Consider the following 25,351-nt stretch of genomic DNA (forward strand, 5'->3'; position numbering starts at 1 on the left):
TAGCCGTCAGAACAGCAGATTCTGGTGTCACGGACCGCTTTCGCGTTGATCATCCGCTGCTCTTCGGTCAAATCACGACTTGATCAGACCTTCCCTAGAAGAGGCGCTGCGCAGATTCGCCAACGACGTCATCAAGCAAGACCGCGCTGTCGGTTGGACGAGTTACAACATCACGAACATCCGGTCGGACGTCGATCTCATCGAAAAGAAGGGCATCCGGGCCATGTCCGTGGAGGAGCAGACGAAAAAAGGCGCGCTGCTCGACCAAGAGCCTCTTCCCGAGATCAAGGCGTCCGCATCGTTCGCGCCCCAACTCGACGCGCTGGCTGAAGAGGCGACTCCTTTGCTCACCCAGCGGATCGAACCCACCAAGCCCCTCGAAGACCTGCTCTCCGACTCCGCGCTGCAGGCATGGGTGAAGGAAGGCGTGGAACTCCACAAGGGGAAGAAGGCCGATTGCGCCTTTTGCCGCCAGAAACTGCCCCACGACCTATGGGGGACGCTTTCGGAGCACTTTAACCAAGCTTCGGAGACGCTCGCCACCGCCATCGACGTTTGCATGGCGAAAGTCAGGGCAGCGATCGAGGAGACCGACGTCATCCCCACCATCGAAAGTTCGGCCCTCTACGCCACCGAGCGCGACGCGTTTGTCAAAGCCCGAATCGCGCTCGCCGATATCTTGGCTGCCTACAAGGCCGACTTGGGAAAGCTCTCACAGGCCTTGACGAATCGGCGGTCGTCGCTGTTTCGCGTCGCTCGCGTTCCCCTGTTCGATTTCGACGAAAAGGCCGCGCACGCTGCGGTGGAGGCGTTCAACGAAGCGATCGCTGCGAGCGATCGCCGTTCCGCGTCGCTCGCCGCCGACAAGGCCGACGCCAAGCAGGCACTCCGGCTCGACAAGGTGGCCGCGTTTCTGAACGGGTTGGACATGCCCGCCAAGCAGGAGGAGATCAAGAAGCTGAGCGACAAGGACGCGGAGGCGGGCGTGGCCCTCGTCTCGTGCCGCGACGCTGAACGCGCCCTGGAGCGTGAGATCAAGCAGCTCGAAGCGCAGCAGAAGGATGAACGCAAAGGCGCGGAACGCGTCAACGCGCTGCTTAGCCACTACTTCGGCCACGGCGGCATGCAGCTCGAAGCGGTGGACGACGGCGCCGCGCCCGCCGTCAAGTTTCAAGTCATGCGCGGCGGCGCGACGGCCTACAACCTCAGCGAGGGCGAATGCAGCCTCCTCGCCTTCTGCTACTTCATGGCCAAGCTCGACGCCCTCGGCAGCAGCGGCAAAGACTTGACCATCTACATCGACGATCCGATCTCGAGCCTCGACAGCAACCACGTCTTCTTCGCCTACGCCTTGATCGACAGCCTACTGGAGACGCCGGTCAGAAAGCCCGATGGCACGGAGTCGCCGAAATATAAGCAGCTGTTCATCTCCACGCACAACCTCGAGTTCCTCAAATATCTCAAGCGGCTCTCGGCTCCGAACAAGCAGGTCCAACATTTTTTGGTCGAGCGGCACGGAGACGCCGCCAGCCGTCTCTCGTTGATGCCCCAGTATCTGAAGAGCTACGTCACCGAGTTCAACTACCTCTTCCACCAAATTCACAAATGTTCTCTAGACGTGCCCGCCGGGGCCGCGCACGACCACTTTTTCAGCTTCGGCAACAACCTTCGGAAGTTCTTGGAGGCCTACCTCTACTTCAAGTTCCCGCATGGCGGCGGCGACAAGCCTGCCGACGCGCGAATGGCCAAGTTCTTTGGGGAGGACGAGATGGCCAAGAAGGTCGCCGGTCGGATCGGGCATGAGCTGTCTCACTTGGAGGAGAGCTTCGATCGGAGCATGAAACCCATCGACATCCCGGAGATACAGAAGATCGCTGCTTACGTTTTGGCCAAGGTGAAGGGGGCCGACGACGCGCAATACGAGTCGCTGTTGGCGAGCATCGGCGCTGGTCCCGCTCCGGCCTGACGCAGTCTGGCGTCGCTGTTTCGGCGCGCAGGCCTCCGCTGGCGGATGCCGGCGGGACCGCGCTCTTTGAGAATTCGTCCGACATCCAACCTTGCCTGTTGGCTCGATGATGTGGCTCATCATCAAGGAGCATCCATGGAAGATCAACAACCAACGATGACCCGCGAGGACGCGCCGACAGAGACCGAAGGCGTCGCGGCGACGCTAAAGCAACTGAAAGTGGCGAACGACGCCAGCGAAGTATTTCCGGGCGAGCATTGGCTGGGGCTGGGCGTCGGCCTCGCCGCTTGGGGCCTGAACCCGCCGCCACCTATATATTTAACTAACCAAGCGGCAAAATAAAAAGCCCCGCCGCAGCGGGGTCTGAAGTTTAGGCGGCCCTTGTAATCTTTGGCTGGTTGGCAACCCACCAAGTTGCGGCCTCAGTGTGGAGCAACCCCTTGCGTTTGGCGTAGTCGTTGCCCTGCGCCATCATGATCGTGTTTCGGATTTCCAGATGAGCAAGCAGATCAAGTTCATCCCGTGTCATCTGGTCGCGATCAAGGCCAGAAAACTTCCCAGCCAGCGCCCAATTCACAAGTCTTGCTTCATTTGTGTAGTGGTGAACTTGGCATTCCTTGCCGTCAAGCAATCGAACATCGTGCAACATCTGGGTCATGACCTTGTAAGACGCTGCGGCACTGTGCCGTTGTCGCGTCCAGTCGTCGCCCCCGCGGATTAATGCGTCAATCTGGAAATCGCACCAGACGGCAAAGTCATCATCCAACCACCGCGCGAACGGGACAGCCAGTTTGGGATGCAGCCAAGTTCCGTCTGCATGATTGCGCCCACCTCGAATTACTTTTAGAAGTGAGATTTTCTCACTTCTAAGTTGCCGACATAGTGCGCCTATGTAGTTGTCCGTGGACGGAAGATTGATCCAATCGATGGGGCGCCGGCCAAACTTGGCAGCCGCCTCAGTGGCATTGAACCAGCCATCCTCACGATATGTGATTGGGTGGCCTTGGTACTCACGTATTACGTGCGTTGGTGGAGCGGTAATATTTCTCATAAAGCCCTTTCAAGCTCTACGCCACTTAGTACAAACAGCCTCTTGACGCGTAAAACGACTGTGTATAATCTATGGCTACCTACAATAAAACCACACCCGTTTTGATCTTGGCGGATTGCTGGATGTGGATCGGAGAACCCTTAAGGCCCACTGTTTCGTAAGAGGCAGTGGGTTTTGTCTTTAAGGGCTTCAGGATACTAACCTGTTTATGTATCCAGCAGTAGCACTCGCACTTCGAGAGTGCCAATATTTTTGACCCGCTGGTCATTAACCATCACAAGTCATTCGAGTCTTCGTGGGGCCTTGGTCTCCAAGAGCGTCGCATAAGGCACCGAGCGCCTTGTTTGCGATAGCCAGCGGCACGGTTCCTCGCTTAGTCTGCCCCAGCATATACGCTGGGAATTTTGAAGCCAAGTACGCCCTGCTTAACAGCCGCGAAGAGCCCCCAGGGGCTCTTCTGGATAACAAAACGCGGGTTGTGGATTGCTTTTTGCCTGTGGGTAATAGAGCGGATAGCCTCTTACGGGAGGCCTCCGGAAGAGTCCAACAACTTCCACAACGGAAGCGGATGTTTTCGCCTTGTGGCGAGTGTTCCTTTCAATATCGCTGCTTTCAGCTCGTCCAGACCATCAAAGGCTCGACTCTTGAATCCACACCCAAGGTGCTGGACGTATTCAGTGATCGCGTCATCCGTTTTCTGGGAGGTTATCCAGCGCAACGCGTTCTCGATATGCGAGATTTCTCGCATCAATTTGTCGACCTGTGTGCTCCCTGATCGAGTCAGGCGATAAAACCGCAAACGCCTATCCATTGAGGCCGTCTCCGCCACCCCGGCGACAGGCGATACAAGGCCGCGCTCGACCAGCTTGGGAAGCCGATTGGCGATCCGGCTACCAGGAATACACAGCGCATCGGCCATTTCCCCCAAGGTCATAGGCGCGCTTGGGCGGACCTTTTTGCCGCCGCGGTCGGCCAGTACCCAGCAAATTTGAATCTCGGTCTGATTCATGGCCAGACCCTTGCGCACCTCCCCCAGCAAGCTGGAAGCGATGTCGCCGAGAGTCACCAGATCCGTCAATCGCATCGGCGTGCCCAGACCACCGAGCGTGAGTTGCCACAGGTGAGACCACGTTGCAGCCGGGCGACACCCGATTTGAAGATGTATCTAAATGTATCCATTGTTCATTCAATATTGAATGACTTGGTACTTTACCCGAGTGCGATTCTGATGAAACTCCGCCGACTACATTTCTACGGAATTTCACCTCGTCAGCAATGGCAGCCGAAACACTTGCGCCAAATTTTTCTGCTGTTCATGATCGGCGGATGAGCAATACAAGCCCGTCCATTGAGCCCGAGCGCGCGCAGACTGATGCGGAATGCGAAAGCCTGCGCCTGCGAGATATGGAGCGCTCGATTGCGGAGCACCTGATGGGGCGCTATGGCCCGGTGTTGGACGTCGATGCTCTGGTCGCGACGCTGAAGTTCCCAAGCAGGGATGCCCTGGAGCGAAGCCTGGAGCGCGGACACCTTCAACTAGCCATCACCACCATGCCCAACCGGCGCGGAAAATTTGCGCTGGCACAGAACGTTGCACGTTATTTGGTGGAGAGATCGACCGACAAGGATTTTCAGGAAAGCGCGGAAGATGCGCTCGACCTGGGAAGGGAGCGGCCGCAGTAAGCAGCGCCAAAAACAGCAGGCCCTGACCAGGTGTGAAGACCGAGGTCAGGGCCTTTTGAGAGCTCTTTTGAGAGCTGCATCCAGAGCGGATGCACTTATCTTATTGCCCGCAGATTTCCTCGTCAAGTTCGTGAGGGGATGGAGCGCGCACGCTGTTCTAGGTTGCCCTAGGTTCCACTCAGTTGCCCATTCGCCGTTGCCCAATTGCGACATTGCAAACCGGCACGTGGGCGGAGCCTTGCCGAAACGGCCGCATTTTTGCCTCGAAAGAGGTGTTTTATGTGGAGCGAATAGTGTTGAACCCAAACCATGAGAAGCGCGATAGCGAGCCGGTGGCCCAACGACCGTGGGCGACAAAGCGGAACCCCAAAGCCAGCCGGATCACCCGAATCACAGCTGGGGACATTTCGTCCGCCAACGTTCAATCATTCACTAACAGAGCAACCCCCAGTTGGCTCGGTCTGGGTCACTGGGTCGACATATCCGAGTCAGCCCGGTCTTTCCGTCCTACCCGGAAGGAGAGCGTGCGATGACCAGAAAAAGAGCGCCCCGCTTTCCTCTTGAACCAGTTACGGCCGGCGCGCTGGCGCATGTAGAGCAACTCTTCTTCGAGCTGAACACTCCTCAGGCCGGCAGGGACTATGTCCTGTCGGCTCTAACGGATGGGCCATCTCGTCTCGTTAACAACAAGATGGGCAACGTGCTTGTCAGGCACGAAAGCGTCAAGGCCGGCACAGTGCACCTGGAAAGTCGCAAGGGCGAGTATGCCAAGGCGATTCTGTTGGACATTGATAAGGACGTCTTAACTTACGCGCCCCAGCCGCCCCAGGTGAGCTTGCTATACAGGGACGCCGATCTCAAGGTCGTCTCACGCGGCCAGTACACCGCAGACTTCCTGGCAGTTGGGCATCGGCGGCTGGTGGTGAAAGAGATGCGTGATGAGGCACGCCTGGTCAGGCTGTCCCTGCGCAATCCCGAGCAGTTCTACCGGGACGACGATGGAACCTGGCATTTTCGGTCGGCAGAAGACCATTTCAGATCCATCGGACTGGAGTACGAGCTTCACAGCAATCAGTTCCTTCCTCATACGCTGGTCTCCAATGCCGAGCTTCTGGAGGACTACACGCTGGCGGACTGCCCGCCAATTGACCATGAGATTGCGACAAGTCTGGCTCTGCTCATCCAGCAGCGCCGTTCGGTACCCATGCGAGAGCTGATGGATACCCATGGCTACAAGGCCGACGATATCTTCAAGTCCATAGTGCAGCGCGAAGTATTTGTCGAGCTTCTCGAGCAGCGCCTGGAGCGTACGAACGAGCTGGTCATTTTTTCGGATGAACCGACCTACCGGGCATTCAGACGCATTGAGGTGGCTCACATGCCGCCTCCGTTGCCCATACCAGGCACCCTCTTTCTTCGCTCAGGTGCCGCGTTGAACTACGGTGGGAAAAAATTCACCGTCGTTCTGTGCGGCGAACGCGACGTCACGCTCAGGGAGGTGGACGGTGCACTTTGGACGATGCCTCTTCAAGCGCTCGAGGACATGCACCGTATCGGCCAGCTCGACTCCAACGGTGTCAGGGGTGAAACGGACCCGAAATGCCTGACAAACGTGCCTCCTGAGCAGCTTGATCGGGCGCTAAAACGCCTGGATGCTGCCCGAACAGGAAAGAGCAACTACTATGCCGCCCGGACTGTCGCGCGTTTCCAAAAAGCCATTGAGGGCCTAAACGACCTTGACGCGCTTTTGGCATTGGTCGACAACACCGATCAAAAGGGAAACCGCCTGAGCAAGTTACCTGAACAGGTCAGGGAACTTGCAATCAAGGCGATTGAGCTGTTCTACAACACACCGGAGAAACGGACAAAGAAAGCTGGATATGCCGAGTACGTGAGATTGTGCAGGGAACTGGACCAGGAGAAGGGTTGCGAAACAATACCGATGAGTTACCCCTCGTTTTGCGTGTACTGCGATGACCACGGATCGGTATTCGACCGTGAAGGCAAACGTCAGGCCTACCAGAAGGCTCCCATTTTGCAGTCGCTGGACGTCGCGGCATCTGTCCATGGCCTGCGGCCGCACCAAATTTGTTACGTCGATCACACCAGTCCCAATTTGACCACCGCAGGACCCGACGGCGCGGAACTCGGGAAGTTTTGGCTGACATTGGCCGTGGACGGATGCAGCCGCAAAGCGCAGGCCATGATTGTTACCTACGATCCTCCCTCAAGCTGGACGGTGTTGCTGGTACTTAGAGACTATGTCCGGCGAAATGGCTGTCTGCCGCGGGTCATTTCCGCCGATAACGGCGCCGACCTGAGAGGGACCGAGTTGGAGTTCTTTTGCAAGATCTACGGCATCGATCTGCGTTCCCGTTCGCCGGGCGAACCCAGAGGGGGAGCCATGATCGAAAGCCATTTGGGGGCATCACAGGACGAGGTGATCGCATCTTGTCAGGGCAACACCATGCAGATGCGGGACAACCGCCTGGTGACTCAGAGCATCGATCCTTTCAAGCGCGCCATCTGGACTTTGACAGCCATCTACCGGGCTCTGGACGACTATTACTTTATTGAGCGTCCCAATCGACCACACCCGACGCTGGGCATGACGCCAAACCAGTTCGAAGCGATGAAGATCCACGAGACGGGAAACCGTACTCACCGCTTCGTACGCTTCGACGAAAACCTGATGCTCATGACCTCACCTCATCCGCGGCGACCTTATCACGTCGTGGACCCCCGTCGTGGGGTCTGGGTCAACTATCAGTGGTATCGCCATCCAGCGATGAGGAATGTCCGAAAGGGTACCAAGGTGGAAGTGCGTATCGAGCCCTGGCTTAGCAGGGTTGTGTACGTCCAGATCAAGGGCGAGTGGGTGGCCGCCATCGGCAGCAGTTCAACCAGCTTCGACACCAAAAGCAGCCGCGAGGTGGAACTGGCGTTGCGGCAACAAGCCCGCAAGGCGGGAAATGATGCAAACAAGCACTCCACATCTCCCGAAGGGCTGCGTCATCGGGAAAGGTACATCCACCCCGCCAGTTTTGATGCCCGAATTTCAGCCCAGCAGCAAGAAATGGCATATCTGTGCAAGCAGCTCGACCTGTATACCGCCATGCCCGAGAAAATGCTCAACGGCGCGCCCCTGCTACAGGCACTACCCTCACCTGCGCAAATGAATCCACGCGCGTCGGCAGCGCCCTCAGCTTGCTCGGAGGGCATGCCCTTGGCAGTGCAGTCGCCATTGCACGCACCCGCCCACTCAATCACTGGCCCGATTGCGTCTAGCGCATCTCAGTTCCAAGTTAAACCGCCTCTACCCGGTGCCAATCTGGTCAACATGGCGATGCCGTTGCGCCCCGCAACTGCGACTCCCTCACCGCCGCCTGGGGAATCAACTTTGTATGTCGCCAGCGATTTCGGGGCCCTGACCCCGCCGGTTGACTTTGCCGCCACTCGATCACCCGTCGGCCCTTCAGCAGCGAGCTTCTCTGCCGACGCCTCCGATCAACTCCCACCAACTTCCACAGGAGTATTTGACAATGTCCCAGGTTACAACTAAATCCAAACCCCTCACACCGGCAGACACCTTGCTGCTTCAGGCCTCCGCTGAGTCATCCCTGTCCATCGATGACACGCTGCGCTGCATGCCAAGGGCGGAAATCAATCAGCTCTCTGCGGCGCACCGCTTGCGCTGGTTCTACCTTATGCAATGTCGTCATACCGAGCTGACCAGAGTAACGGACGACCTGATCGAGCTGCTCACCCTGGACAACGAAGTCAGCATCATCAGTGTGGTCGGCTCGACTGGAATCGGTAAAACCACGCTGGCGCAAAGCCTTCGTTCAACGCTGCTCGCCAAGATTTTCAAGGATGCACTGCCTTCGGAGACGCCGGTACTGCTCGTAGCCGCTCCAGCCAATGGCGAAAAATCCCTCTCGTGGCGCGTCCTCTACAACCGCATCTTCCAGCAGAGTCGGGAGCCTCTTCCTGAGTACAAGCGAAGCATGAAAATCGTCGAGGGTCAGATGGTTATCAGCATCAGGCCCAAAGCAGGCCTGGCAGATATGCGCGAAGCTGTTGAAAACATGCTCAAGCACCGCAACGTCAAGCTCTTGATCATCGACGAGGCCATGCACCTGCTGCGTTTTGCAAGTTACACCGCGGTGATGGACACGCTCAAATCCTTGGCCGATGTTTACTCGACGAAATTACTCCTCATCGGCTCCTTCGATGTAGGTGAACTCATGGTCGAGTACGGTCAGGTCGCGCGGCGCAGCGAGGTCATCCACTATCGTCGCTACCACCTGAGCAATGAGGAAGACAAAAAGGAGTTTCTCCGCGTTCTAGGGAAGCTCCTGGAGCTTTGGCCATGTGAGGAAGTACCCAACCTCATGCCTATCGGTGAGCTCCTGATGCAGGCCAGCGTGGGCTCCATAGGACTTCTCAAGTGCATTGCATTGAAACTCGTAGCCCTCCAGATGCTTGCGCCGGGAGAAAAGTTCAAAGCCAACATGCTCAAAAAGGCCGTCAAAAGCAAGAAGGCACTTCGGGAGATCGAAAGCGAAACCGTAAATGGCGAAGCGGCGTTGATAGGCAGCACGTACGGTGACTCATTTTTTGCAGATGAAACTCATATGGAGGTTCTCAAGGCGCTGACCGTCATCGCAAGGGGCGCACAAAGGGAGGCCAAATGAGGATCGCTCTGGAGCGTACATTGGGCGCATCGATCGGGGACGCGTCGGGAGCCGGACACAAGGATGCCGATGTTTACTTCTTGAACGACGCCAAAGTTCTGACGACCATACTCTACGGGTTCGCGCCGCGAGGTATAGGCACAGGCGAAGTGGAGACGTTACACAGCCATTTGCTGTCTCTGGCATATGAGCACCGAGTGTCTCCCAAACGCCTCGTAGGCGATGCGCTCTCTCCGTTATGGCAAAACACCACGAGCAGCTTGTGTACGCAGATGAGTTGGTCGGCCCACGGTGGCCGGCTCATGATGGGGAGTGCAGCCACCGCGAGATTTTGGGTAGACATTTTGCAGGCGGCCACCGGACGAGACGACTTGGATCGAACAACTTTCTTGCCGATCGCGCACCACCTGAATGGAGAGAGGCTTTTTTTCTCCGGGCCTCGTCATTGCCAAAAGTGTTTTGAGAATGACATTGAAAGCGGCCAGCTTCCCTACCATAGGCTCGCGTGGCAAGTCAGGGTGGTCGACTGCTGTCACATCCATGGGACTGCCCTTGTAGCTAGTGAATGCGGCCTTCCTGCTTCGGACCAAGTCCGCGACAGAGCCAGGGTAAAACTAAGCGGATCTTGCGCAGGGTGCAGATCGATTGGCCACAAGTGCATCGATACTGCGGCCAACTTCTCGCCGGCAAGCAGCCTTTGGAAAGCGAGGCAGATAGCAGATCTCATCGCCAACTTCGATTTGGTGAGTCAGGTCTCTTCTTCGAAGGTGAAGGCCGCCCTACGTGAATACCATGCAACTCACGAGGGCCTGAGCGCGCTGGCTCGGCGCTCGGTTATCGCCAAATCAGCGCTGTGGCGATGGCTGGGAAACCCTCAAGCACGCTTTGCCCTTCCCCAATATCTGAAAATTGCAGCGTCCGAAGGTTTTACCTTGGTCGGCCTGATGACCGGTGATCTCACAAAGGCGGCTGCCAGCATTGATGCGCAACTTGAGAAGTGCCGCAAACCCCTCAAAGATATCGACTTTCCGGCGGTCAGGGCGCGCCTGCTTGAAGCAATGGATTTGCCCATTCCCCTTCAGCATGTAGCCGCTGAATTCGATGTCAGCACCGAATTGCTCCGGCGGCGTTTTCCGGAGGAATCTGCAGAAATAGTGAAACTCTTCAGTGAACTCCAGCGATCAGAATTCAGGGAGGTCAGGCGCAAAGCCTTCCACGATGCGGAATCCGTTCTTCTGCAGCTTTGGATTGCTCGCAAGCCACTAACACACCGCAATGCAGGCATCTTGACCGGCTCGACTTGGTACCCCTCTGCGGTTCGATCCAGAATTTTCAAAGCACTACGTGGTGTGCTGGACCCTAGACTACAGGACGACCAGCCTGAGTGCACGCGTCACCTCGCCCTCCACATAGGTCAGGCTAAAACCCGTTTAGTCAAGTTGGCTCAAGAGCATCGGAGATCGGCCTGAAAACTGGCTGACTGAACCAAATAAAGGAAGATATGGCTGAAGTTGTACTAAAGCATGAAGCCGGAATAAAGCCAATTTATGCCTAACTTCCCAGCAGATGCTGGCGACGTGAGAACAGGCTTTGGTGCGGCTGGCGGGGATCGAACCCACGACCCTTGGCTTCGGAGGCCAATACTCTATCCACTGAGCTACAGCCGCAACGCTGAAATGACGGCCCTGCCCGACTTTGCAGTGCGCAGGGGTTCGCAGGAGCCGCCCCGTGGGGCATGAACCTGTGGAAGCTCTGGATTCTACCAGCCGGACCGGCGTCTCCGGGTTCAAAGGGAGGCCGCAGCTATAATCGAAGGTTGTCGAATATGAGTTGCTTTAGTCACCCGAATTCTGCCTTTTTGAGGAAGCCATGAGCGCAAACGATCACACGACGGCCCACGAAGAAGACCACTCTGGCCCCATCAAAACACCCCAGCAACTGCTGGCTGCGATTTTTTTCTCTTTTGTCGTGCCTATTTTCGGCATCATCGCGCTGGTTTATTACGTCACGTCAGACAACCGGCCCGCCGCTGGCGCCGTCAATGCTGAAAAAGCCGTCGCGCAGCGCATCCAGAAAATCGGCATGGTGGAAATTCGCGATGCAAACCGTCCGCTCAAGGCCGGCGCAGAAGTCTATGCGGCTCAATGTGCCGCCTGCCATACCGCTGGCGTTGCCGGCGCGCCCAAGCTCGGTGACGCCGCAAGCTGGGGCCCGCGCATCCGCACCGGCTATGAAGCCTTGCTGACTTCAGCGCTCAAAGGCAAGGGTGCGATGGCAGCGCAGGGCGGTGGTGATTTTGAAGATGCTGAAATCGGCCGGGCGGTGGTGCACATGGCCAATTCGGCGGGTGCAAAATTTGCCGAGCCGCAGCGCGCCGCTGCAACGGCCGCAGCCACTGGCAGCGCTGCACCCGCTGCGGCCCCGTCCGCCGACGTGATGGCCGCCGTGGCCGCCGCGAATAAAACCGCAGCAGCAGCCCCTGCTGCCGCCCCAGCCACCGTCGCCGGCGCCGTGCCGGCCCTGTACACCCAGGCCTGCGCGGCCTGCCACGTCGCCGGCGTCGCCAATGCCCCCAAACTGGGTGACAAGGCGGCCTGGGCGCCGCGTATTGCACTGGGCGTGGATGCACTGACCGCCAGCGTCATCAAGGGCAAGGGCGCGATGCCGCCACGCGGTGGCTCGACCGGTTCGGATGCCGACATCAAAGCCGTCGTGCAATACATGGTCAGCACCGTCAAATAAAAAAAGCGGTTCCCCATGGAAAAAGCCGGTCTCTGACCGGCTTTTTTGTTCTGAAAATAGCGTCCAGCCCATGTCCAATGGGCATAAACAGCTATCTATTCGATAGCGTCAAGCCTTGTGCGACTGGCCAGCGGCGGGGCTGCGCACATAGCCAAAACGCTGCGGCAGCTCACGCGTGACGATTTCGTCGGGCACCCACAGACCCTGCTCGATGGCGTCGGCTGCCTGCAGCATGTCTTGCGTATGCACCAGGCCAAAGCCCAGATGTGTGTCAAGGTAAACGCGGCCATGCTCGTCGAGAATGCAGCGCTGCACACGTGCGTCATCGCCGGTATGCGCCGTCACGGCAAGGTCAGGCGCACTGCCGATGCGCCAAACCAGCGGCGTCGCCTCCAGTTCGACATAAACACGCTGCGGACCGTTCTGGAAAAACCACTGGCCGGTTTTGTCACTTTCGTAGTTGCGGGCGATGAAGTCGATCAGCTTGTCATGTTTCAGCAGCGAACCCTTGCCCGCTACTGAGCCGCCAGCAAAAGGCCCGGCGGCCTGCGCCTGGTCATCGCGCATGTACCAGTTGCCACGCGCGTCCAGGCCCAGCCAACCGTAGCAGTCGGGCACGTTGGGCCACTTGGCAATCGCTTGGCGAACAATGTCATCCATGGCCTGATTCTGCCCCGCTCAGAGCTGGGCCGCGAAAAACCCGCAGACCGCCTCGGGCATGGCCCGCACATGGCCGGGAAAGGGCGCCGACGGAAAACCGACATGGCCGCCTTCGCGCGGCTGCCAGAGCGTGACGCTGGCACTGACATCGGCGGCCTGCGGCAAACTGGCCGCCGGCACAAAGGGATCGTTGAGCGCGTTGACGGCCAGCGCGGCCACCGTAATGCGCCGCATGTGCGGTTTGGCGGAGGCGCGCTGCCAGTAGTCTTCGGTGTTTTTAAAGCCGTGCAGCGGCGCCGTCACCACGTTGTCGAACGCGTACAGGTCGCGCGCTGCCAGCAGGGCCTCGGCACTGAAAAGGCCGGGATGCTGCTCCAGTTTTTTAAGCGCCTTGGGCACCATGGAGTTCAGGAACATACGGGTGTAGACCAGGCGGTTGAAGCCCTGTCCAATGGCCTGACCGCTGGCCGCCAGGTCCAGCGGGGAGCAAACTGACGCCACCGCGTTGACCACACTGCCGGCGGCGCTGCCAAGCTCGCTGGCCCAGCGCATCAGGGCATTGCCGCCCAGCGAAATTCCGACCGCCACCACCGGCCCCGCGCGGGCGGCTTTAAAACGCCGAAGTATCCAGTCGATCTCCTCGAAGTCACCCGAATGGTAGGCGCGCGGCGCACGGTTGAGCTCGCCCGAGCAGCCGCGAAAATGCGGCACCGCGCAGGCCCAGCCGCGCACACGCGCGACATCGGCAAAGGCCTCGGCATAGTGGCTGGCCGAGGAGCCTTCCAGGCCATGAAAAACAATCAGCAAGGGAGCAGCCGCACTGCTGCTGTGCTGCGCAAAATCGACATCGACAAAGTCGTTATCGGGCGTGCTCCAGCGCTCGCGACGAAAGCTGGGCGCTTCGGCCAGATAACGCTGCGACCGCAGGGCCGCATAAATGGTTTGCAGGTTGCCGCCAGGCAACCACCACGGGGCTTGGTAAATCATGGGCACAGGCAGCAAGCTCAATGCAGCACTTGCGGGCTGTCTGCGACTTCCTGCATTTCGCGCGGCGTGCCAGGGCTGGTATGGTGGGCGACCATGCGCCAGCCTTGCGCGGTCTTGTTGTACACATTGGTCGCAATCACATAGGCGTGACGCAGCCCTTCTTCGGTCATGACCTCGATACGCTCCAGCACGCTGTGCACGCTGGCGCTCATGGTTTCAACTTTGTGGACTTTTTCGGGGTGCGCGCGAATGGTGCCGTTGGCAAACATGGCGTCGAAAGCCGCGCGTATGGCGCCCGACCCGAGCAAGCGCGGCCCGCCCGGATGGACGCAGACGATGTCGTCCTCATCGGCCCAGCAGGCCATGAGTTTTTCGATGTCGCCGCTTTGCAAGGCGTCATAGAAGGCCGCTTCGATGTCGTCGGCGTTGCCGTTGCTGGCCGGGGAAACTTTGGGTTTTCGCATGGATTCATTCGCTGGAATACGCGCTCAGCTCTTTGTTGGATGCGTCCGTATTAAGCCACGCCTTGATGACACCCTGCATGTCGGCTGTCTGTCCGGCCTGCCAAAGCAGCTCTGGCCCCACCACATGGGTGCCCGCGGGCAAGACACGCAGGACGGCGTCCACAAACTCGGCCAGCTTGCTGGGCCGCACCGGCAGCGCCGATGCCGGGATCATGTAGTTCATGACAGACAACATCCAGGCCGCGAGTTTCTGGGGCGCAGACTTCCCCGCCGGTGCGCTCGGCTTTTGCGCAGAGCGCACCAGCAGCACCCGCTCGAAGCCCAGCGCGGCTACAGCCTGCTCGTCCGTGGTGGCCAGCCCGTGCCTGAGCGCTTGCGGCAGGCTGCCCTGTGCGTGTGGCAAAACCACCACCAGTGTCCGCGCACCACACTGCCTGAACCATTGCGCCAACGCCGGCAACTGCGCCGGCTCGGGCGTCCAAAGCGCACGCTCGCGGTCGTGGTAAAGCCGGGGCGGCTCAAACATCACCACACCGGTGTGCACTGGCGTCGGGCACAGCGGCCAGGCGACGATGTCGTCGCCACCGGCCAGCACGATGGCGACCTGCGCCAATGCAGTGGTCATCGGTTCCCGCGCCAGCACCTGGGTCTGCGCAAAACCCCCGCTGCCCGCCAGCCGGCGCAAGACCTCGCTGCCCAGCGCGCCGGTTGCACCGGCGATCAGCAGACCAGGCTTGCCACCGCCGCGCGCAGCGGATGGCCGCAAGGTCGACTGCAGCGCCTGCAGGGGGCTGGCCAACATTGGAAAATGGATGACGTTTATTGGCATATGACTATGGTAGTGTTGCAGCTTGCTTTTTGGAGGCTTGCCATGAAATTGCGTTTTCTGAACTGGTTCTTTACCGCCACACTCGCCGCCTTGCTGACCGGCTGCGGCTATAACGATTTTCAGAGCCTGGATGAGCAAACCAAGTCGGCCTGGTCCGAGGTGCTCAACCAGTACCAGCGCCGCGCTGACCTGGTGCCCAACATCGTCGCCACCGTCAAGGGCGAAGCCGCCTTCGAGCAGGACACGCTGACCCGCGTGGTCGAGGCCCGGGCCAAAGCGACCTCCATGCAGGTGACGCCCGAGACACTGAACAACCCGGAAGCGTTCGCCAAGTTCCAGGCGGCCCAGGGCGAACTGAGCTCGGCCCTGTCGCGTCTGCTGGTGGTGACCGAAAACTATCCCAACCTCAAGGCCAACCAGGGCTTCCAGGACCTGCGGGTCCAACTCGAAGGCACGGAAAACCGTATCGCGGTGGCACGCAACCGTTACATCCAGGCGGTGCAGGCTTACAACGTGCTGGCGCGCAGCTTCCCCAGCAACCTGACGGCGATGGTCTTCGGCTACGGCGTCAAGCCAACCTTCACCGTGCAGAACGAAGCGCAGATCAGCACGCCACCGGCGGTCAACTTCGAGAAGAAGTAAGCAGGCGAGCGGGCCTTTATGCTGCGCACCGCCACCGCCCGCATGCTGGCAGCCCTGGGGCTGTCACTGGGCCTGTGGGCTGGCGTGGTGTCGGCCCAGGCCCTGCAGGCGATCCCGCCGCTGACAGCGCGTGTGATCGACAGCACCGGCACGCTGGATACCGGACAAACGCAGGCGCTGGAAGCCAAGCTGGCCGCTTTTGAAAAAGCCCGCGGTTCCCAAATTGTGGTGCTGATGGTGCCCACGACCCAACCCGAAGACATTTTTGACTATACCCAGCGCGTCGGCGACCTCTGGAAGATAGGCCGCAAGGACGTCGGCGACGGCGTCTTGCTGGTGGTCGCGAAAAATGACCGCAAGGTGCGCATCGCAACAGCCAAGGCGCTCGAAGGTGCGATCCCGGACCTGGCGGCGCGGCAGATCATCGACCGCGCGCTGACGCCGCGTTTTCGCCAGAACGACTTTGCCGGCGGCCTCAACGCTGCGGCCGACCAGATCATGGCGCGTATCAGCGACGAGAGCCTGCCCTTGCCGGAGGCTGAAAGCAGCGCTGGCCGGAGCGCGCCGGGCTTCCAGTGGACCGACCTGGCGGTTTTCCTGTTTTTTGCCGTGCCCATAGGCGGACGATTGTTGTCGGGCATGCTGGGCCGCAAGTTCGGTGCGCTGGCCACCGGGGGTGCCGTCGGCGTGGTCGCCTGGATCTTTACCGCCAGCCTGCTGATCGGCGGGCTGGCGGCACTTGTCGGCATGGTGTTCGCATTGATCACTGGCCTGGCGTCCACGGGCCGCAGCGGCAGCTCCGGCTGGGGCGGTGGTGGCGGCTGGGGCGGCGGCTCGTCGGGGGGCAGTTGGGGCGGTGGGGGCGGCGGCTTCAGCAGTGGCGGCGGTGGCAATTTTGGCGGCGGTGGCGCGTCGGGCGGGTGGTGAAGTCATGAAACTCTGGACCACTTTCCTGCATACCCTGAACCATCTCTGGATGGACGCCGACGACACACGCCGCGCCATCCCGCCTGAGATGCTGGAGCGCCTGCAGCGGCGGGTGGCCGCCAGCGAGCAACGTCACAGCGGTGAGATCCGGATTTGCGTCGAAGCCGGCCTGCCGCTGAGTTACCTGTGGCGCGGCGCCCCGGCGCGCGAGCGGGCCGTGACGATGTTTGGCAAGCTGCGTGTGTGGGACACCGAGCACAACAACGGTGTGCTGATCTACCTGCTGCTGGCTGACCATGCGATCGAGATCGTGGCCGACCGGGGCCTGGCCCGGCATGTGAACGCAGCGCAGTGGCAAGCGATGGTGGTGCGCATGGCCGAAGCCTTCAAGGAAAAGCGCTACGAGGACGGCCTGACCCAGGCGCTGGAAGAAACCTCGGCCCTGCTGATGACCCACTTTGCAGTGGGCGATGCGGCCAACCAGACCAACCCCAACGAGCTGCCGGACTCCCCTGTTTTGCAATAGGGGGAGGTGTTTGCTATTTATTTGATAGCTTCTGGCGCACGTCAGTTATGGGTTGAGGACCGATTTGACTTGAAATTCAGGCCTCTGGCAACTGCCAGACCGCATCACCCCCGACCGGATAAAGCTGACGCCCCGCTTGCGGCAATACCGTCCAGCCCCCGGTGAACTCGCCAAAAGCCGGCAGCACCGCCAGGCCCGGCTCCAGGCAGAAACACGGCAGGCGCAGGCGATCGTGGCCGCGCCCGCGCAGGGACAGCGCCGGGTGCAAATGACCGGCAATCACGCCATGGCTGGCATGTTTCTGGGGATGGTGACAGGCAGCAAACGGGCCGATCAGCCAGGGCTCGTCGACCACGTGGATGCCGACGGCGTCTGGCGGATCGCCGGCGCGGCTGTCGTGGTTGCCGCGCACCAGCGTGCACGCCAGGTCAGGATGCAGGGCGCGCCAGTGCGCCAGCGCGTCCAGAACAGACGCTGTACGCGCCTGGGCCGCATGTAAAAAATCGCCGAGAAATACCAGTTGGGCCGGCTGGTAATGCAGCACCAGTGCGCTGATGCGTGCCAGATTTTCACGCGTGGTGCCGCCCGGCACCGGCTGGCCAAGCGCGCGGTAAGTGGCAGCCTTGCCGAGGTGCAGGTCGGCAATCCAGAGCACACGCTGCGCCGGCCACCACAGGGCGCGCTCGGGCAACAGCCAGACAGTTTCACCGGCGTAGCTGACAGCCAGCGGCGGGGCGGGAGGCGAAAGGGTGTTCATCACAGCGGCGGCAGCGGCCGCGCCGGTTGGCGCCGCGATGGCCGTTTGCCAGTGGACGATTTTGAAGCACCCGCAGCACCTTCCTGGCCGAAGACCAGCGTCTCGCGCACCTGGGCCGCGTCCTGCGGCGGCGCGCTCCCGCCAGCCGGCGCCTGCCCGGCGGCTTTCTCCAGTTGCTGGACCATGCGGGCGATGCGGTCGGCCACACTTTCGTTGGACAGTTGTTCGCGAAAGCGCTCAACCATGAGCGGAAAGGCAAACGGCGTCGGTCGCGGGAGCACCTTGAGCACCAGGCGCTGCGTGTTCATGCGCACCAGGCTGGTGTGCAGGCGGCCAATCTCCAGCTCCTGCGCGAGCAGTTCCTGCTCGGCCTGAAGCAAGAGCTTGTTGGCCGGGTCGTACTTCCGGAAAACTTCCCAGAACAGCGAGGACGAAGCCTGCAATTGCTTGTTGCTGCGATTTTCGCCAGGGTAGCCCTGAAAAATCAGGCCGGACACCCGGGCGATTTCGCGGAAGCGGCGCTGTGCGAGTTCGCTCGCGTTGAGGCTTTGCAGGACTTCGTGCAGCAGTCCTTCTGAGGCTTTGGGCGTTTGCTGATCCCGATGGTCCTGGGCCTGTCGAACGGGCCCGACCTGCAGCAGTTGCGGCAGCAGGGCCGGCCAGTCCAGCTCCTGCGCGCAAAGCAGTTCGAAACCGTAGTCGTTCACCGCGATCGAAAAAGTGCGCGGTGCATGTTGCGCCACCCGCCAGGCGATGAGGCTGGCCAGGCCCAGGTGCACATGGCGGCCAGCGAAGGGGTACAGAAACAGGTGCCAGCCCTCGCGTGTCTTGAGCACCTCGGCCAGCAGGGTTTGCGGCGTAGGCAACGCCGACCATTGCTGCTGGATCTCCAGCAAGGGCCGTACCCGCTGCAGTTCCGGCGTCTCGTAGCAGCCCTCGTCGGCCAGCGCCAGCTGCTGAACCACCGCATCGGCCAGCGTGGTCGACAGCGGCATGCGACCGCCGTTCCAGCGCGGCACCGCATGGCGTTTGCCGGTGGCGCGGCGCACCCAGGCCGTCATCTCGCGGATGCGCACCAGCTCCAGCAGGCGGCCCCCGAAAAGAAAGCAGTCGCCAGGTTTCAAGCGCGCGGCAAAACTTTCTTCCACGCTGCCAACGCGTGCGCCGCCCAGGTACTGCACCGCCATGCTGGCGTCACTGACGATGGTTCCGATGTTCATGCGATGACGCCGTGCCAGGCGGGCGTCGGGCACGCGCCAGATACCGTGTTCATCCGGCATCGCGCGGCGGTAGTCGGGATAGGCCGCCAGCGACGGCCCGCCCTGGCGCACGAAGGACAGGCACCAGTCCCAGGTCTCGCGCGACAGCCGCGCATAGGCCGCGGTGCCGCGCACCTCTGCATACAGCTCGTCCGGTACGAAACCGCCGCCCAGCGCCACCGTCACCAGGTGCTGTACCAGCACATCCAGCGGCTGCTCGGGTGAGGTGCGCGATTCGATGTGGCCGGCCGCAATCGCCGCGCGTGCGGCGGCGCCTTCGACCATCTCGATGCTGTGGGTCGGCACCAGCGTCAGGCGCGACGGCCGCCCTGGCGCATGGCCGGACCGCCCGGCCCGCTGCAGCATGCGCGCCACCCCCTTGGGCGAACCGATCTGCAGCACCCGTTCCACCGGCAGAAAATCGACGCCGAGGTCCAGACTGGAAGTGCAGACCACGGCACGCAGTTCGCCACTTTTGAGGCCGCGCTCCACCCATTCGCGCACCCCGCGGTCCAGCGAGCCATGATGCAGCGCGATGAGGCCAGCCCATTCAGGTTTGGCCGCCAGCAGCGCCTGATACCAGATTTCCGATTGCGAACGTGTGTTGGTGAAGACCAGCGTGGTGCTGCTGCGGGTGATTTCTTCAATGACCTGCGGCAGCATGCTCAGTCCCAGATGACCGCCCCAGGGAAAGCGTTCGCTGGTCGCAGGCAGCAGCGAATCGATGACAAGTTTTTTCGGCACCTGGCCCTGCACCAGCGTGCCGTCCGGGTGACCGAGCAAAGTGGTCATGGCCTCGTTGAGATTGCCCAGGGTGGCTGACATGCCCCATATTGAAAGTGCTTCATCGGCAGCGACTGCCCTCCAGGCCCTGAGGCGAGCGATCGCCAGCTGTACCTGCACGCCGCGCTTGTTACCCAGCAGTTCGTGCCATTCATCGACCACCACCATCCTGACCGTGCCCAACACCTCTTTGGCGTCGGCCCGCGACAGCAGCACCGACAGGCTTTCGGGCGTGGTGACCAGCACAGACGGAAGGCGTCGCGACTGGGCGCTGCGTTCACTGCTGGCGGTGTCGCCGGTGCGCGCGCCTACCGTCCAGGGTGCGGCGCCAGGCTGAGCTGATTCAAGGGCATCCAGCGGGGCCTGCAAGGCGCGCACCGTGTCGGCTGCCAGCGCCCGCATCGGTGTCAACCAGAGCACCGTCAGCGGCGGCGCTGCGGCCCTCGGCGTGGAGGAACGCAGCGGCGCGAAAGCCTGCAGAGCGGCCAACCAGACGGCATAGGTTTTACCGGCGCCGGTGGTGGCATGCAGCAGGCCCGACTCCCCGTTTTTTACCGCCTTCCAGACGTCGCGCTGGAAGCCAAACGGCTTCCAGCCAAGCGTGGCGAACCAGTCCAACAACAGTTTTTTAACGACCGATGCGCTGGCGGGTGGGGGTGAGGCTGCAGGGCCTGTGACGCGGCTCATGTGGTGTGAGCGAGAGCTCGATTCATGGCCACATCCTAGCGCCTGTCTGGCGCGGTGACAGCGCGCCGGCTGGCCCTTGCCCTGTCAGCAGGAACCGATGGCAGAACGCGCACCCGACCCGATCTTCCGTCCCACCATGAAAAAAGCCCCTGGCTTTCGGCAGGGGCCTGATCGGGCGCTTGGCGCCTTATTTTTTCTGGCGGTACTTGCGCAGCGCTGCAATCTGTGCCGCCATCACGGCCAGCTCGGATTGCGCCATGGCGATGTCGATATCGCTCTTGGCATTTTTCAGGGCTTCTTCTGCAGCGGCCTTCGCCTCGCCGGCCTTGGCCTCGTCGAGGTCCTTGCCGCGAATGGCGGTGTCGCTGAGCACCGTGACGCAGTTGGGCTGAACTTCAAGCAGGCCACCGGCCACGAAAACGAACTCTTCCGTGCCATCGGCCTTTTCAATCCGCACAGCACCGGGCTTGATGCGGGTGATCAGCGGCGTGTGGCGCGGGTAGATACCCAACTCGCCCGCCTCGCCCGGCAATGCCACGAACTTGGCCTCGCCGGAGAAGATTGACTCTTCTGCGCTAACAACATCGACGCGAATGGTTGACATAAACGTTCCTTGAAATCGATAAGAAAGTGAACAGTTGAGATGAGCCGCCAGGCGCCGCGCGGAGCTGTACAACATGTACAGCGAGCCCGGCAACAACGCGGATCGCTCAAACGGTCGCTTTATTAGACTTTTTTGGCTTTCTCGAAAGCTTCGTCGATGGTGCCGACCATGTAGAAGGCCTGCTCCGGCAGGTGATCACACTCGCCAGCCACAATCATCTTGAAGCCGCGAATGGTTTCAGCCAGGCTGACGTATTTGCCGGGAGAACCGGTGAACACCTCGGCCACGTGGAATGGCTGGCTCAGGAAACGCTGGATCTTGCGGGCGCGGGCCACGGCCAGCTTGTCTTCAGGGGCCAGTTCGTCCATGCCCAGAATCGCGATGATGTCGCGCAGTTCCTTGTAACGCTGCAGGGTGCCCTGCACGGCGCGGGCCGTGGCGTAGTGGTCTTCGCCGACGACGTTCGGGTCCAGCTGACGTGAAGTCGAATCCAGCGGGTCGACCGCAGGGTAGATACCGAGCGACGCGATGTCACGCGAGAGCACCACGGTGGAGTCCAGGTGGGCAAAGGTGGTGGCAGGCGAGGGGTCGGTCAAGTCATCGGCAGGCACGTAAACGGCCTGGATGGACGTGATGGAGCCCACTTTGGTGGAGGTAATACGTTCCTGCAGGCGACCCATTTCTTCGGCCAGCGTTGGCTGGTAACCCACGGCGGAAGGCATACGGCCCAGCAGCGCGGACACTTCGGTACCGGCCAGCGTGTAGCGGTAAATGTTGTCCACGAAGAACAACACGTCACGACCTTCGTCACGGAAGGACTCGGCAATCGTCAGGCCGGTCAGCGCCACGCGCAGACGGTTGCCTGGGGGCTCGTTCATCTGGCCGTAAACCATGGCCACTTTGGATTCGCCGAGGTTCTCGAGGTTCACCACGCCGGAATCGGCCATCTCGTGATAGAAGTCATTGCCTTCGCGGGTACGTTCACCCACACCGGCAAACACGGACAGGCCCGAGTGCGCCTTGGCGATGTTGTTGATCAGTTCCATCATGTTCACGGTCTTGCCGACGCCGGCGCCGCCGAACAGGCCCACCTTGCCGCCTTTGGCAAACGGGCACACCAGGTCAATCACCTTGATGCCGGTTTCCAGCAGCTCCTGCGATGGGGACAGTTCGTCATAGGCCGGGGCCTTGCGGTGAATCGGGGCAGTCAGGGTCTGGTCGACCGGGCCGCGCTCATCAATCGGCGCACCGAGCACGTCCATGATGCGGCCCAGGGTGGCTTTACCCACCGGGACCGTGATGTTGGCGCCGGTGTTGTACACCATGTTGCCGCGGCGCAGGCCGTCGGAGGTGCCCAGTGCGATGGTACGCACAATGCCGTCGCCGAGCTGCTGCTGCACCTCGAGGGTCAGCGCGGAACCTTCCATCTTGAGCGCATCGTAAATCTTGGGCATCTGGTCGCGCGCGAATTCAACGTCCACCACCGCGCCGATACACTGAACAATCTTGCCTTGAGCTTGAGCCATGACTGGATCCTTTTCCGTTCTTTAAATCTTGAATCGCGGTTTAAACCGCTGCGGCACCTGCAACGATTTCCGAAAGTTCTTTCGTGATCGCCGCTTGACGCGTTTTGTTGTAAACCAGCTTGAGTTCGCCAATCACGCTGCCGGCGTTGTCAGTGGCGGCCTTCATGGCCACCATGCGCGCCGACTGCTCGGACGCCATGTTCTCGGCCACCGCCTGGTAAACCAGCGCCTCGACGTACCGCAGCAGCAGGTCGTCAATCACGGTCTGCGCATCGGGCTCGTAGATGTAGTCCCAGCCGTGCTGGTCCTTGTCGGCCTGCATGCTTTCCGCCGTCAGGGGCAGCAACTGCTCGACCACCGGTTCCTGGCGCATGGTGTTGATGAACTTGGTGTAGCACAGGTACACCGTCTTGATCTTGCCTTCGCTGTACGCGTCGAGCAGCACCTTGACGGGGCCGATCAGCTTGTCCAGATGCGGCTTGTCACCGAGCTGGGTCACATGCGAGATCACCTTGGCGCCAACCCGGTTGAGAAAGCTCAAGCCCTTGTTGCCGATGGCCACCGCCTGCGCATCTTCACCGGCAGCCTGCAACTCCTTGAGCTTGGCCGTCACCGCGCGCAACACGTTGGTGTTCAAGCCACCGCACAGGCCCTTGTCGGTTGTCACCACGATGAAGCCCGTCGTTTTGGTGTCGTTGGACGCCATGAACGGATGGGTGTACTCGGGGTTGGCCTGGGCCAGGTTGGCCGCGATGTTGCGGATCTTGTCGCTGTAAGGACGGGCAGCACGCATCCGTTCCTGCGCCTTGCGCATTTTGGAGGCCGCCACCATTTCCATGGCTTTGGTGATCTTCTTGGTGTTTTCCACCGACTTGATCTTGCCGCGTATTTCCTTGCCTGCTGCCATAGTGGGTCCTAAGGTTCCTGATGTTGTCTAAAAGCGCTGCGAGTGAACACAGGCTCAGGCAAACGTCTTCTTGAACTCGCCCACGGCCGTGTTCAGTTCCGCCTCGGCGTCCTTGTCCATGGCCTTGTTGGCTTCGAGCTTGGCCATCAGCGCCGCGTTCTTGTCCTTGAGGTAGCTGTGCAGACCCGACTCAAACGCGAGCACCTTCTTGACTTCGACGTTGTCCATGAAACCCTTGTTCACTGCGAACAACGTAGCGGCCATGTTGGAAATCGACAGCGGGGAGTACTGGGCCTGCTTGAGCAGCTCGGTCACGCGGGCACCGCGGTCCAGCTGCTTGCGGGTGGCCTCGTCCAGGTCGGAAGCGAACTGCGCAAACGCAGCCAGCTCACGGTACTGGGCCAGGTCGGTACGGATACCGCCGGAGAGGTTTTTGATCAGCTTGGTTTGGGCAGCACCACCGACGCGCGACACCGAGATACCGGCGTTGATCGCAGGGCGGATACCGGCGTTGAACAGGCTGGTTTCCAGGAAAATCTGGCCGTCGGTGATCGAGATCACGTTGGTCGGAACGAAAGCGGAGACGTCGCCGGCCTGCGTTTCGATGATCGGGAGGGCCGTCAGCGAACCGGTCTTGCCCTTGACGGCGCCTTTGGTGAAGTCTTCAACATACTTCTCGTTCACGCGGGCTGCGCGCTCAAGCAAACGGCTGTGGAGATAAAACACATCGCCGGGGTAGGCTTCGCGGCCTGGCGGACGGCGCAGCAGCAGGGACACCTGGCGGTAAGCCACAGCCTGCTTGGACAAATCGTCATACACGATCAGCGCGTCTTCGCCGCGGTCGCGGAAGTATTCGCCCATGGTGCAGCCAGAGTAGGCGCTAACGTACTGCATGGCAGCCGATTCGGAGGCCGATGCAGCCACCACAATCGTGTAATCCATGGCGCCGGCTTGCTCCAGCGAGCGCACCACGTTCTTGATCGACGAAGCTTTCTGGCCAATCGCGACATAGACGCAATAAACGCCTTTGCCCTTCTGGTTGATGATGGCGTCAATCGCCACAGCCGTCTTACCGGTCTGGCGGTCACCGATGATCAGTTCGCGCTGGCCGCGGCCGACGGGCACCATGGAGTCGATCGACTTCAGGCCGGTCTGCAGAGGCTGGTCGACCGATTTACGGGCGATCACGCCCGGTGCGACTTTTTCAATCACGTCGGTGAGCTTGGCGTTGATCGGGCCCTTGCCGTCGATCGGCTGACCCAGCGCGTTGACCACGCGGCCCAGCAGCTCGGGGCCGACCGGCACTTCCAGAATGCGGCCCGTGCATTTGACGATATCGCCTTCGGCGAGGTGTTCGTACTCGCCCAGAATCACGGAACCGACGGAGTCGCGCTCCAGATTCAGCGCCAGGCCGTAGGTGGGGGTGCCGTCGGCGGTGGCTGGAAATTCCAGCATCTCGCCCTGCATCACATCGGACAAGCCGTGGATACGCACGATACCGTCGGTCACCGACACCACCGTGCCCTGGTTACGAACGTCGCTGCTGGCCGTCAGGCCTTCAATGCGACTCTTGATCAGTTCAGAAATTTCTGCGGGATTGAGTTGCATGACTCTTTCCTTCTTTCTATGTTGTTGGCTACTACCGGGAGGTTGC

Annotated in this window: 22 protein-coding genes and 1 tRNA gene; 10 read left to right on the top strand and 13 right to left on the bottom strand. The window is 60.7% G+C overall.

Annotated elements, in window-relative coordinates:
• Positions 1-79: 79 nt before the first annotated feature.
• Entirely contained in the window at positions 80-1,966 is a 1,887-nt protein-coding gene (locus ACH2CW_RS01650; RefSeq protein WP_395055109.1) for an AAA family ATPase, read from the top strand.
• 135 nt (positions 1,967-2,101) lie between these two features.
• Entirely contained in the window at positions 2,102-2,308 is a 207-nt protein-coding gene (locus ACH2CW_RS01655; RefSeq protein WP_395055110.1) for a hypothetical protein, read from the top strand.
• Positions 2,309-2,336: 28 nt separating this feature from the next.
• Here ACH2CW_RS01655 and ACH2CW_RS01660 read toward each other — a convergent pair whose 3' ends face one another.
• Together ACH2CW_RS01660 and ACH2CW_RS01665 are read right to left on the bottom strand one after the other, a co-directional pair.
• Complete coding sequence (locus ACH2CW_RS01660) at positions 2,337-3,017, bottom strand: KilA-N domain-containing protein (RefSeq protein WP_395055111.1); 681 nt, start codon at positions 3,015-3,017, stop codon at positions 2,337-2,339.
• A gap of 520 nt (positions 3,018-3,537) precedes the next feature.
• Positions 3,538-4,083 (bottom strand): hypothetical protein, encoded by a 546-nt coding sequence (locus tag ACH2CW_RS01665; protein ID WP_395055112.1) that lies wholly within the window; start codon positions 4,081-4,083, stop codon positions 3,538-3,540.
• A gap of 209 nt (positions 4,084-4,292) precedes the next feature.
• On the opposite strand from ACH2CW_RS01665, the gene ACH2CW_RS01670 reads away from it, so the two are divergent.
• The 4 genes from ACH2CW_RS01670 (at position 4,293) to ACH2CW_RS01685 (ending at position 10,866) form a co-directional block, all read left to right on the top strand.
• Positions 4,293-4,700, top strand: a complete 408-nt coding sequence (locus tag ACH2CW_RS01670) for a hypothetical protein (protein WP_395055113.1) — start codon at positions 4,293-4,295, stop codon at positions 4,698-4,700.
• 529 nt (positions 4,701-5,229) lie between these two features.
• Entirely contained in the window at positions 5,230-8,262 is a 3,033-nt protein-coding gene (locus ACH2CW_RS01675) for a transposase family protein (protein ID WP_395055114.1), read from the top strand.
• 28 nt (positions 8,263-8,290) lie between these two features.
• Entirely contained in the window at positions 8,291-9,397 is a 1,107-nt protein-coding gene (locus ACH2CW_RS01680) for an AAA family ATPase (RefSeq protein ID WP_395055115.1), read from the top strand.
• Positions 9,394-10,866, top strand: a complete 1,473-nt coding sequence (locus ACH2CW_RS01685) for a TniQ family protein (protein WP_395055116.1) — start codon at positions 9,394-9,396, stop codon at positions 10,864-10,866. Before ACH2CW_RS01680 ends, ACH2CW_RS01685 begins: the two co-directional genes overlap by 4 nt.
• 122 nt (positions 10,867-10,988) lie before the next feature.
• On the opposite strand, the gene ACH2CW_RS01690 is transcribed toward ACH2CW_RS01685, so the two are convergent.
• Positions 10,989-11,064, bottom strand: a tRNA-Arg gene (locus tag ACH2CW_RS01690).
• A gap of 202 nt (positions 11,065-11,266) precedes the next feature.
• Between ACH2CW_RS01690 and ACH2CW_RS01695 the strand changes: the two genes are divergently transcribed.
• Positions 11,267-12,139 carry a c-type cytochrome gene (locus ACH2CW_RS01695; RefSeq protein WP_395055117.1) on the top strand — a complete coding sequence of 291 codons (873 nt, stop codon included), beginning with the start codon at positions 11,267-11,269 and terminating at the stop codon, positions 12,137-12,139.
• Between the two features lie 108 nt (positions 12,140-12,247).
• On the opposite strand, the gene ACH2CW_RS01700 is transcribed toward ACH2CW_RS01695, so the two are convergent.
• Genes ACH2CW_RS01700 through ACH2CW_RS01715 form a run of 4 tightly spaced genes read right to left on the bottom strand, consistent with a single transcriptional unit; the run spans position 12,248 to position 15,052 of the window.
• The gene (locus ACH2CW_RS01700; RefSeq protein WP_395055118.1) at positions 12,248-12,799 is read right to left on the bottom strand and encodes a DUF2946 family protein; all 552 of its coding nucleotides are present in this window, start codon (positions 12,797-12,799) and stop codon (positions 12,248-12,250) included.
• 18 nt (positions 12,800-12,817) lie between these two features.
• Positions 12,818-13,786, bottom strand: coding sequence for a YheT family hydrolase (locus ACH2CW_RS01705; protein ID WP_395055119.1), 969 nt, complete (start codon positions 13,784-13,786; stop codon positions 12,818-12,820).
• Positions 13,787-13,803: 17 nt separating this feature from the next.
• Entirely contained in the window at positions 13,804-14,250 is a 447-nt protein-coding gene (locus ACH2CW_RS01710; protein ID WP_395055120.1) for a YybH family protein, read from the bottom strand.
• Positions 14,251-14,254: 4 nt separating this feature from the next.
• The gene (locus tag ACH2CW_RS01715; protein ID WP_395055121.1) at positions 14,255-15,052 is read right to left on the bottom strand and encodes a hypothetical protein; all 798 of its coding nucleotides are present in this window, start codon (positions 15,050-15,052) and stop codon (positions 14,255-14,257) included.
• Positions 15,053-15,121: 69 nt separating this feature from the next.
• Between ACH2CW_RS01715 and ACH2CW_RS01720 the strand changes: the two genes are divergently transcribed.
• From ACH2CW_RS01720 to ACH2CW_RS01730, 3 genes are read left to right on the top strand one after another with little or no spacing between them, the layout of a single operon-like run.
• Positions 15,122-15,721, top strand: coding sequence for a LemA family protein (locus tag ACH2CW_RS01720; RefSeq protein ID WP_395055122.1), 600 nt, complete (start codon positions 15,122-15,124; stop codon positions 15,719-15,721).
• Between the two features lie 18 nt (positions 15,722-15,739).
• Complete coding sequence (locus ACH2CW_RS01725; RefSeq protein WP_395055123.1) at positions 15,740-16,648, top strand: TPM domain-containing protein; 909 nt, start codon at positions 15,740-15,742, stop codon at positions 16,646-16,648.
• 4 nt (positions 16,649-16,652) lie between these two features.
• Positions 16,653-17,174: a TPM domain-containing protein gene (locus ACH2CW_RS01730; protein WP_395055124.1), complete on the top strand. Its 522-nt coding sequence runs from the start codon at positions 16,653-16,655 to the stop codon at positions 17,172-17,174.
• 76 nt (positions 17,175-17,250) lie between these two features.
• On the opposite strand, the gene pdeM is transcribed toward ACH2CW_RS01730, so the two are convergent.
• The 6 genes from pdeM to atpA all read right to left on the bottom strand — a co-directional run bounded on the left by pdeM (position 17,251) and on the right by atpA (position 25,305).
• Positions 17,251-17,931: a ligase-associated DNA damage response endonuclease PdeM gene (gene pdeM, locus ACH2CW_RS01735; protein WP_395055125.1), complete on the bottom strand. Its 681-nt coding sequence runs from the start codon at positions 17,929-17,931 to the stop codon at positions 17,251-17,253.
• The gene (locus ACH2CW_RS01740) at positions 17,931-20,660 is read right to left on the bottom strand and encodes a ligase-associated DNA damage response DEXH box helicase (protein ID WP_395055126.1); all 2,730 of its coding nucleotides are present in this window, start codon (positions 20,658-20,660) and stop codon (positions 17,931-17,933) included. Before ACH2CW_RS01740 ends, pdeM begins: the two co-directional genes overlap by 1 nt.
• Positions 20,661-20,847: 187 nt before the next feature.
• Positions 20,848-21,264, bottom strand: a complete 417-nt coding sequence (locus tag ACH2CW_RS01745; RefSeq protein WP_395055127.1) for a F0F1 ATP synthase subunit epsilon — start codon at positions 21,262-21,264, stop codon at positions 20,848-20,850.
• 122 nt (positions 21,265-21,386) lie between these two features.
• Positions 21,387-22,790 carry a F0F1 ATP synthase subunit beta gene (atpD, locus tag ACH2CW_RS01750; protein WP_293400292.1) on the bottom strand — a complete coding sequence of 468 codons (1,404 nt, stop codon included), beginning with the start codon at positions 22,788-22,790 and terminating at the stop codon, positions 21,387-21,389.
• A 40-nt stretch (positions 22,791-22,830) separates the two neighbouring features.
• Positions 22,831-23,697 carry a F0F1 ATP synthase subunit gamma gene (atpG, locus tag ACH2CW_RS01755; RefSeq protein ID WP_395055128.1) on the bottom strand — a complete coding sequence of 289 codons (867 nt, stop codon included), beginning with the start codon at positions 23,695-23,697 and terminating at the stop codon, positions 22,831-22,833.
• 54 nt (positions 23,698-23,751) lie between these two features.
• Positions 23,752-25,305, bottom strand: coding sequence for a F0F1 ATP synthase subunit alpha (gene atpA, locus ACH2CW_RS01760; RefSeq protein ID WP_395055129.1), 1,554 nt, complete (start codon positions 25,303-25,305; stop codon positions 23,752-23,754).
• Between the last annotated feature and the right edge of the window lie 46 nt (positions 25,306-25,351).

Origin of the sequence: Polaromonas sp. (assembly GCF_043778355.1) — a bacterium.
GTDB lineage: Bacteria > Pseudomonadota > Gammaproteobacteria > Burkholderiales > Burkholderiaceae_C > Polaromonas.

What these genes read in the sequence shown, in the direction of transcription:
- ACH2CW_RS01655 (WP_395055110.1), top strand. Translation starts at nt 2,102, where the DNA reads ATGGAAGATCAACAACCAACGATGACCCGCGAGGACGCGCCGACAGAG.
- ACH2CW_RS01660 (WP_395055111.1), bottom strand. Translation starts at nt 3,017, where the DNA reads ATGAGAAATATTACCGCTCCACCAACGCACGTAATACGTGAGTACCAA.
- ACH2CW_RS01670 (WP_395055113.1), top strand. Translation starts at nt 4,293, where the DNA reads ATGGCAGCCGAAACACTTGCGCCAAATTTTTCTGCTGTTCATGATCGG.
- ACH2CW_RS01675 (WP_395055114.1), top strand. Translation starts at nt 5,230, where the DNA reads ATGACCAGAAAAAGAGCGCCCCGCTTTCCTCTTGAACCAGTTACGGCC.
- ACH2CW_RS01685 (WP_395055116.1), top strand. Translation starts at nt 9,394, where the DNA reads ATGAGGATCGCTCTGGAGCGTACATTGGGCGCATCGATCGGGGACGCG.
- ACH2CW_RS01695 (WP_395055117.1), top strand. Translation starts at nt 11,267, where the DNA reads ATGAGCGCAAACGATCACACGACGGCCCACGAAGAAGACCACTCTGGC.
- ACH2CW_RS01700 (WP_395055118.1), bottom strand. Translation starts at nt 12,799, where the DNA reads ATGGATGACATTGTTCGCCAAGCGATTGCCAAGTGGCCCAACGTGCCC.
- ACH2CW_RS01705 (WP_395055119.1), bottom strand. Translation starts at nt 13,786, where the DNA reads ATGATTTACCAAGCCCCGTGGTGGTTGCCTGGCGGCAACCTGCAAACC.
- ACH2CW_RS01710 (WP_395055120.1), bottom strand. Translation starts at nt 14,250, where the DNA reads ATGCGAAAACCCAAAGTTTCCCCGGCCAGCAACGGCAACGCCGACGAC.
- ACH2CW_RS01715 (WP_395055121.1), bottom strand. Translation starts at nt 15,052, where the DNA reads ATGTTGGCCAGCCCCCTGCAGGCGCTGCAGTCGACCTTGCGGCCATCC.
- ACH2CW_RS01720 (WP_395055122.1), top strand. Translation starts at nt 15,122, where the DNA reads ATGAAATTGCGTTTTCTGAACTGGTTCTTTACCGCCACACTCGCCGCC.
- ACH2CW_RS01725 (WP_395055123.1), top strand. Translation starts at nt 15,740, where the DNA reads ATGCTGCGCACCGCCACCGCCCGCATGCTGGCAGCCCTGGGGCTGTCA.
- ACH2CW_RS01730 (WP_395055124.1), top strand. Translation starts at nt 16,653, where the DNA reads ATGAAACTCTGGACCACTTTCCTGCATACCCTGAACCATCTCTGGATG.
- pdeM (WP_395055125.1), bottom strand. Translation starts at nt 17,931, where the DNA reads ATGAACACCCTTTCGCCTCCCGCCCCGCCGCTGGCTGTCAGCTACGCC.
- ACH2CW_RS01740 (WP_395055126.1), bottom strand. Translation starts at nt 20,660, where the DNA reads ATGAGCCGCGTCACAGGCCCTGCAGCCTCACCCCCACCCGCCAGCGCA.
- ACH2CW_RS01745 (WP_395055127.1), bottom strand. Translation starts at nt 21,264, where the DNA reads ATGTCAACCATTCGCGTCGATGTTGTTAGCGCAGAAGAGTCAATCTTC.
- atpD (WP_293400292.1), bottom strand. Translation starts at nt 22,790, where the DNA reads ATGGCTCAAGCTCAAGGCAAGATTGTTCAGTGTATCGGCGCGGTGGTG.
- atpG (WP_395055128.1), bottom strand. Translation starts at nt 23,697, where the DNA reads ATGGCAGCAGGCAAGGAAATACGCGGCAAGATCAAGTCGGTGGAAAAC.
- atpA (WP_395055129.1), bottom strand. Translation starts at nt 25,305, where the DNA reads ATGCAACTCAATCCCGCAGAAATTTCTGAACTGATCAAGAGTCGCATT.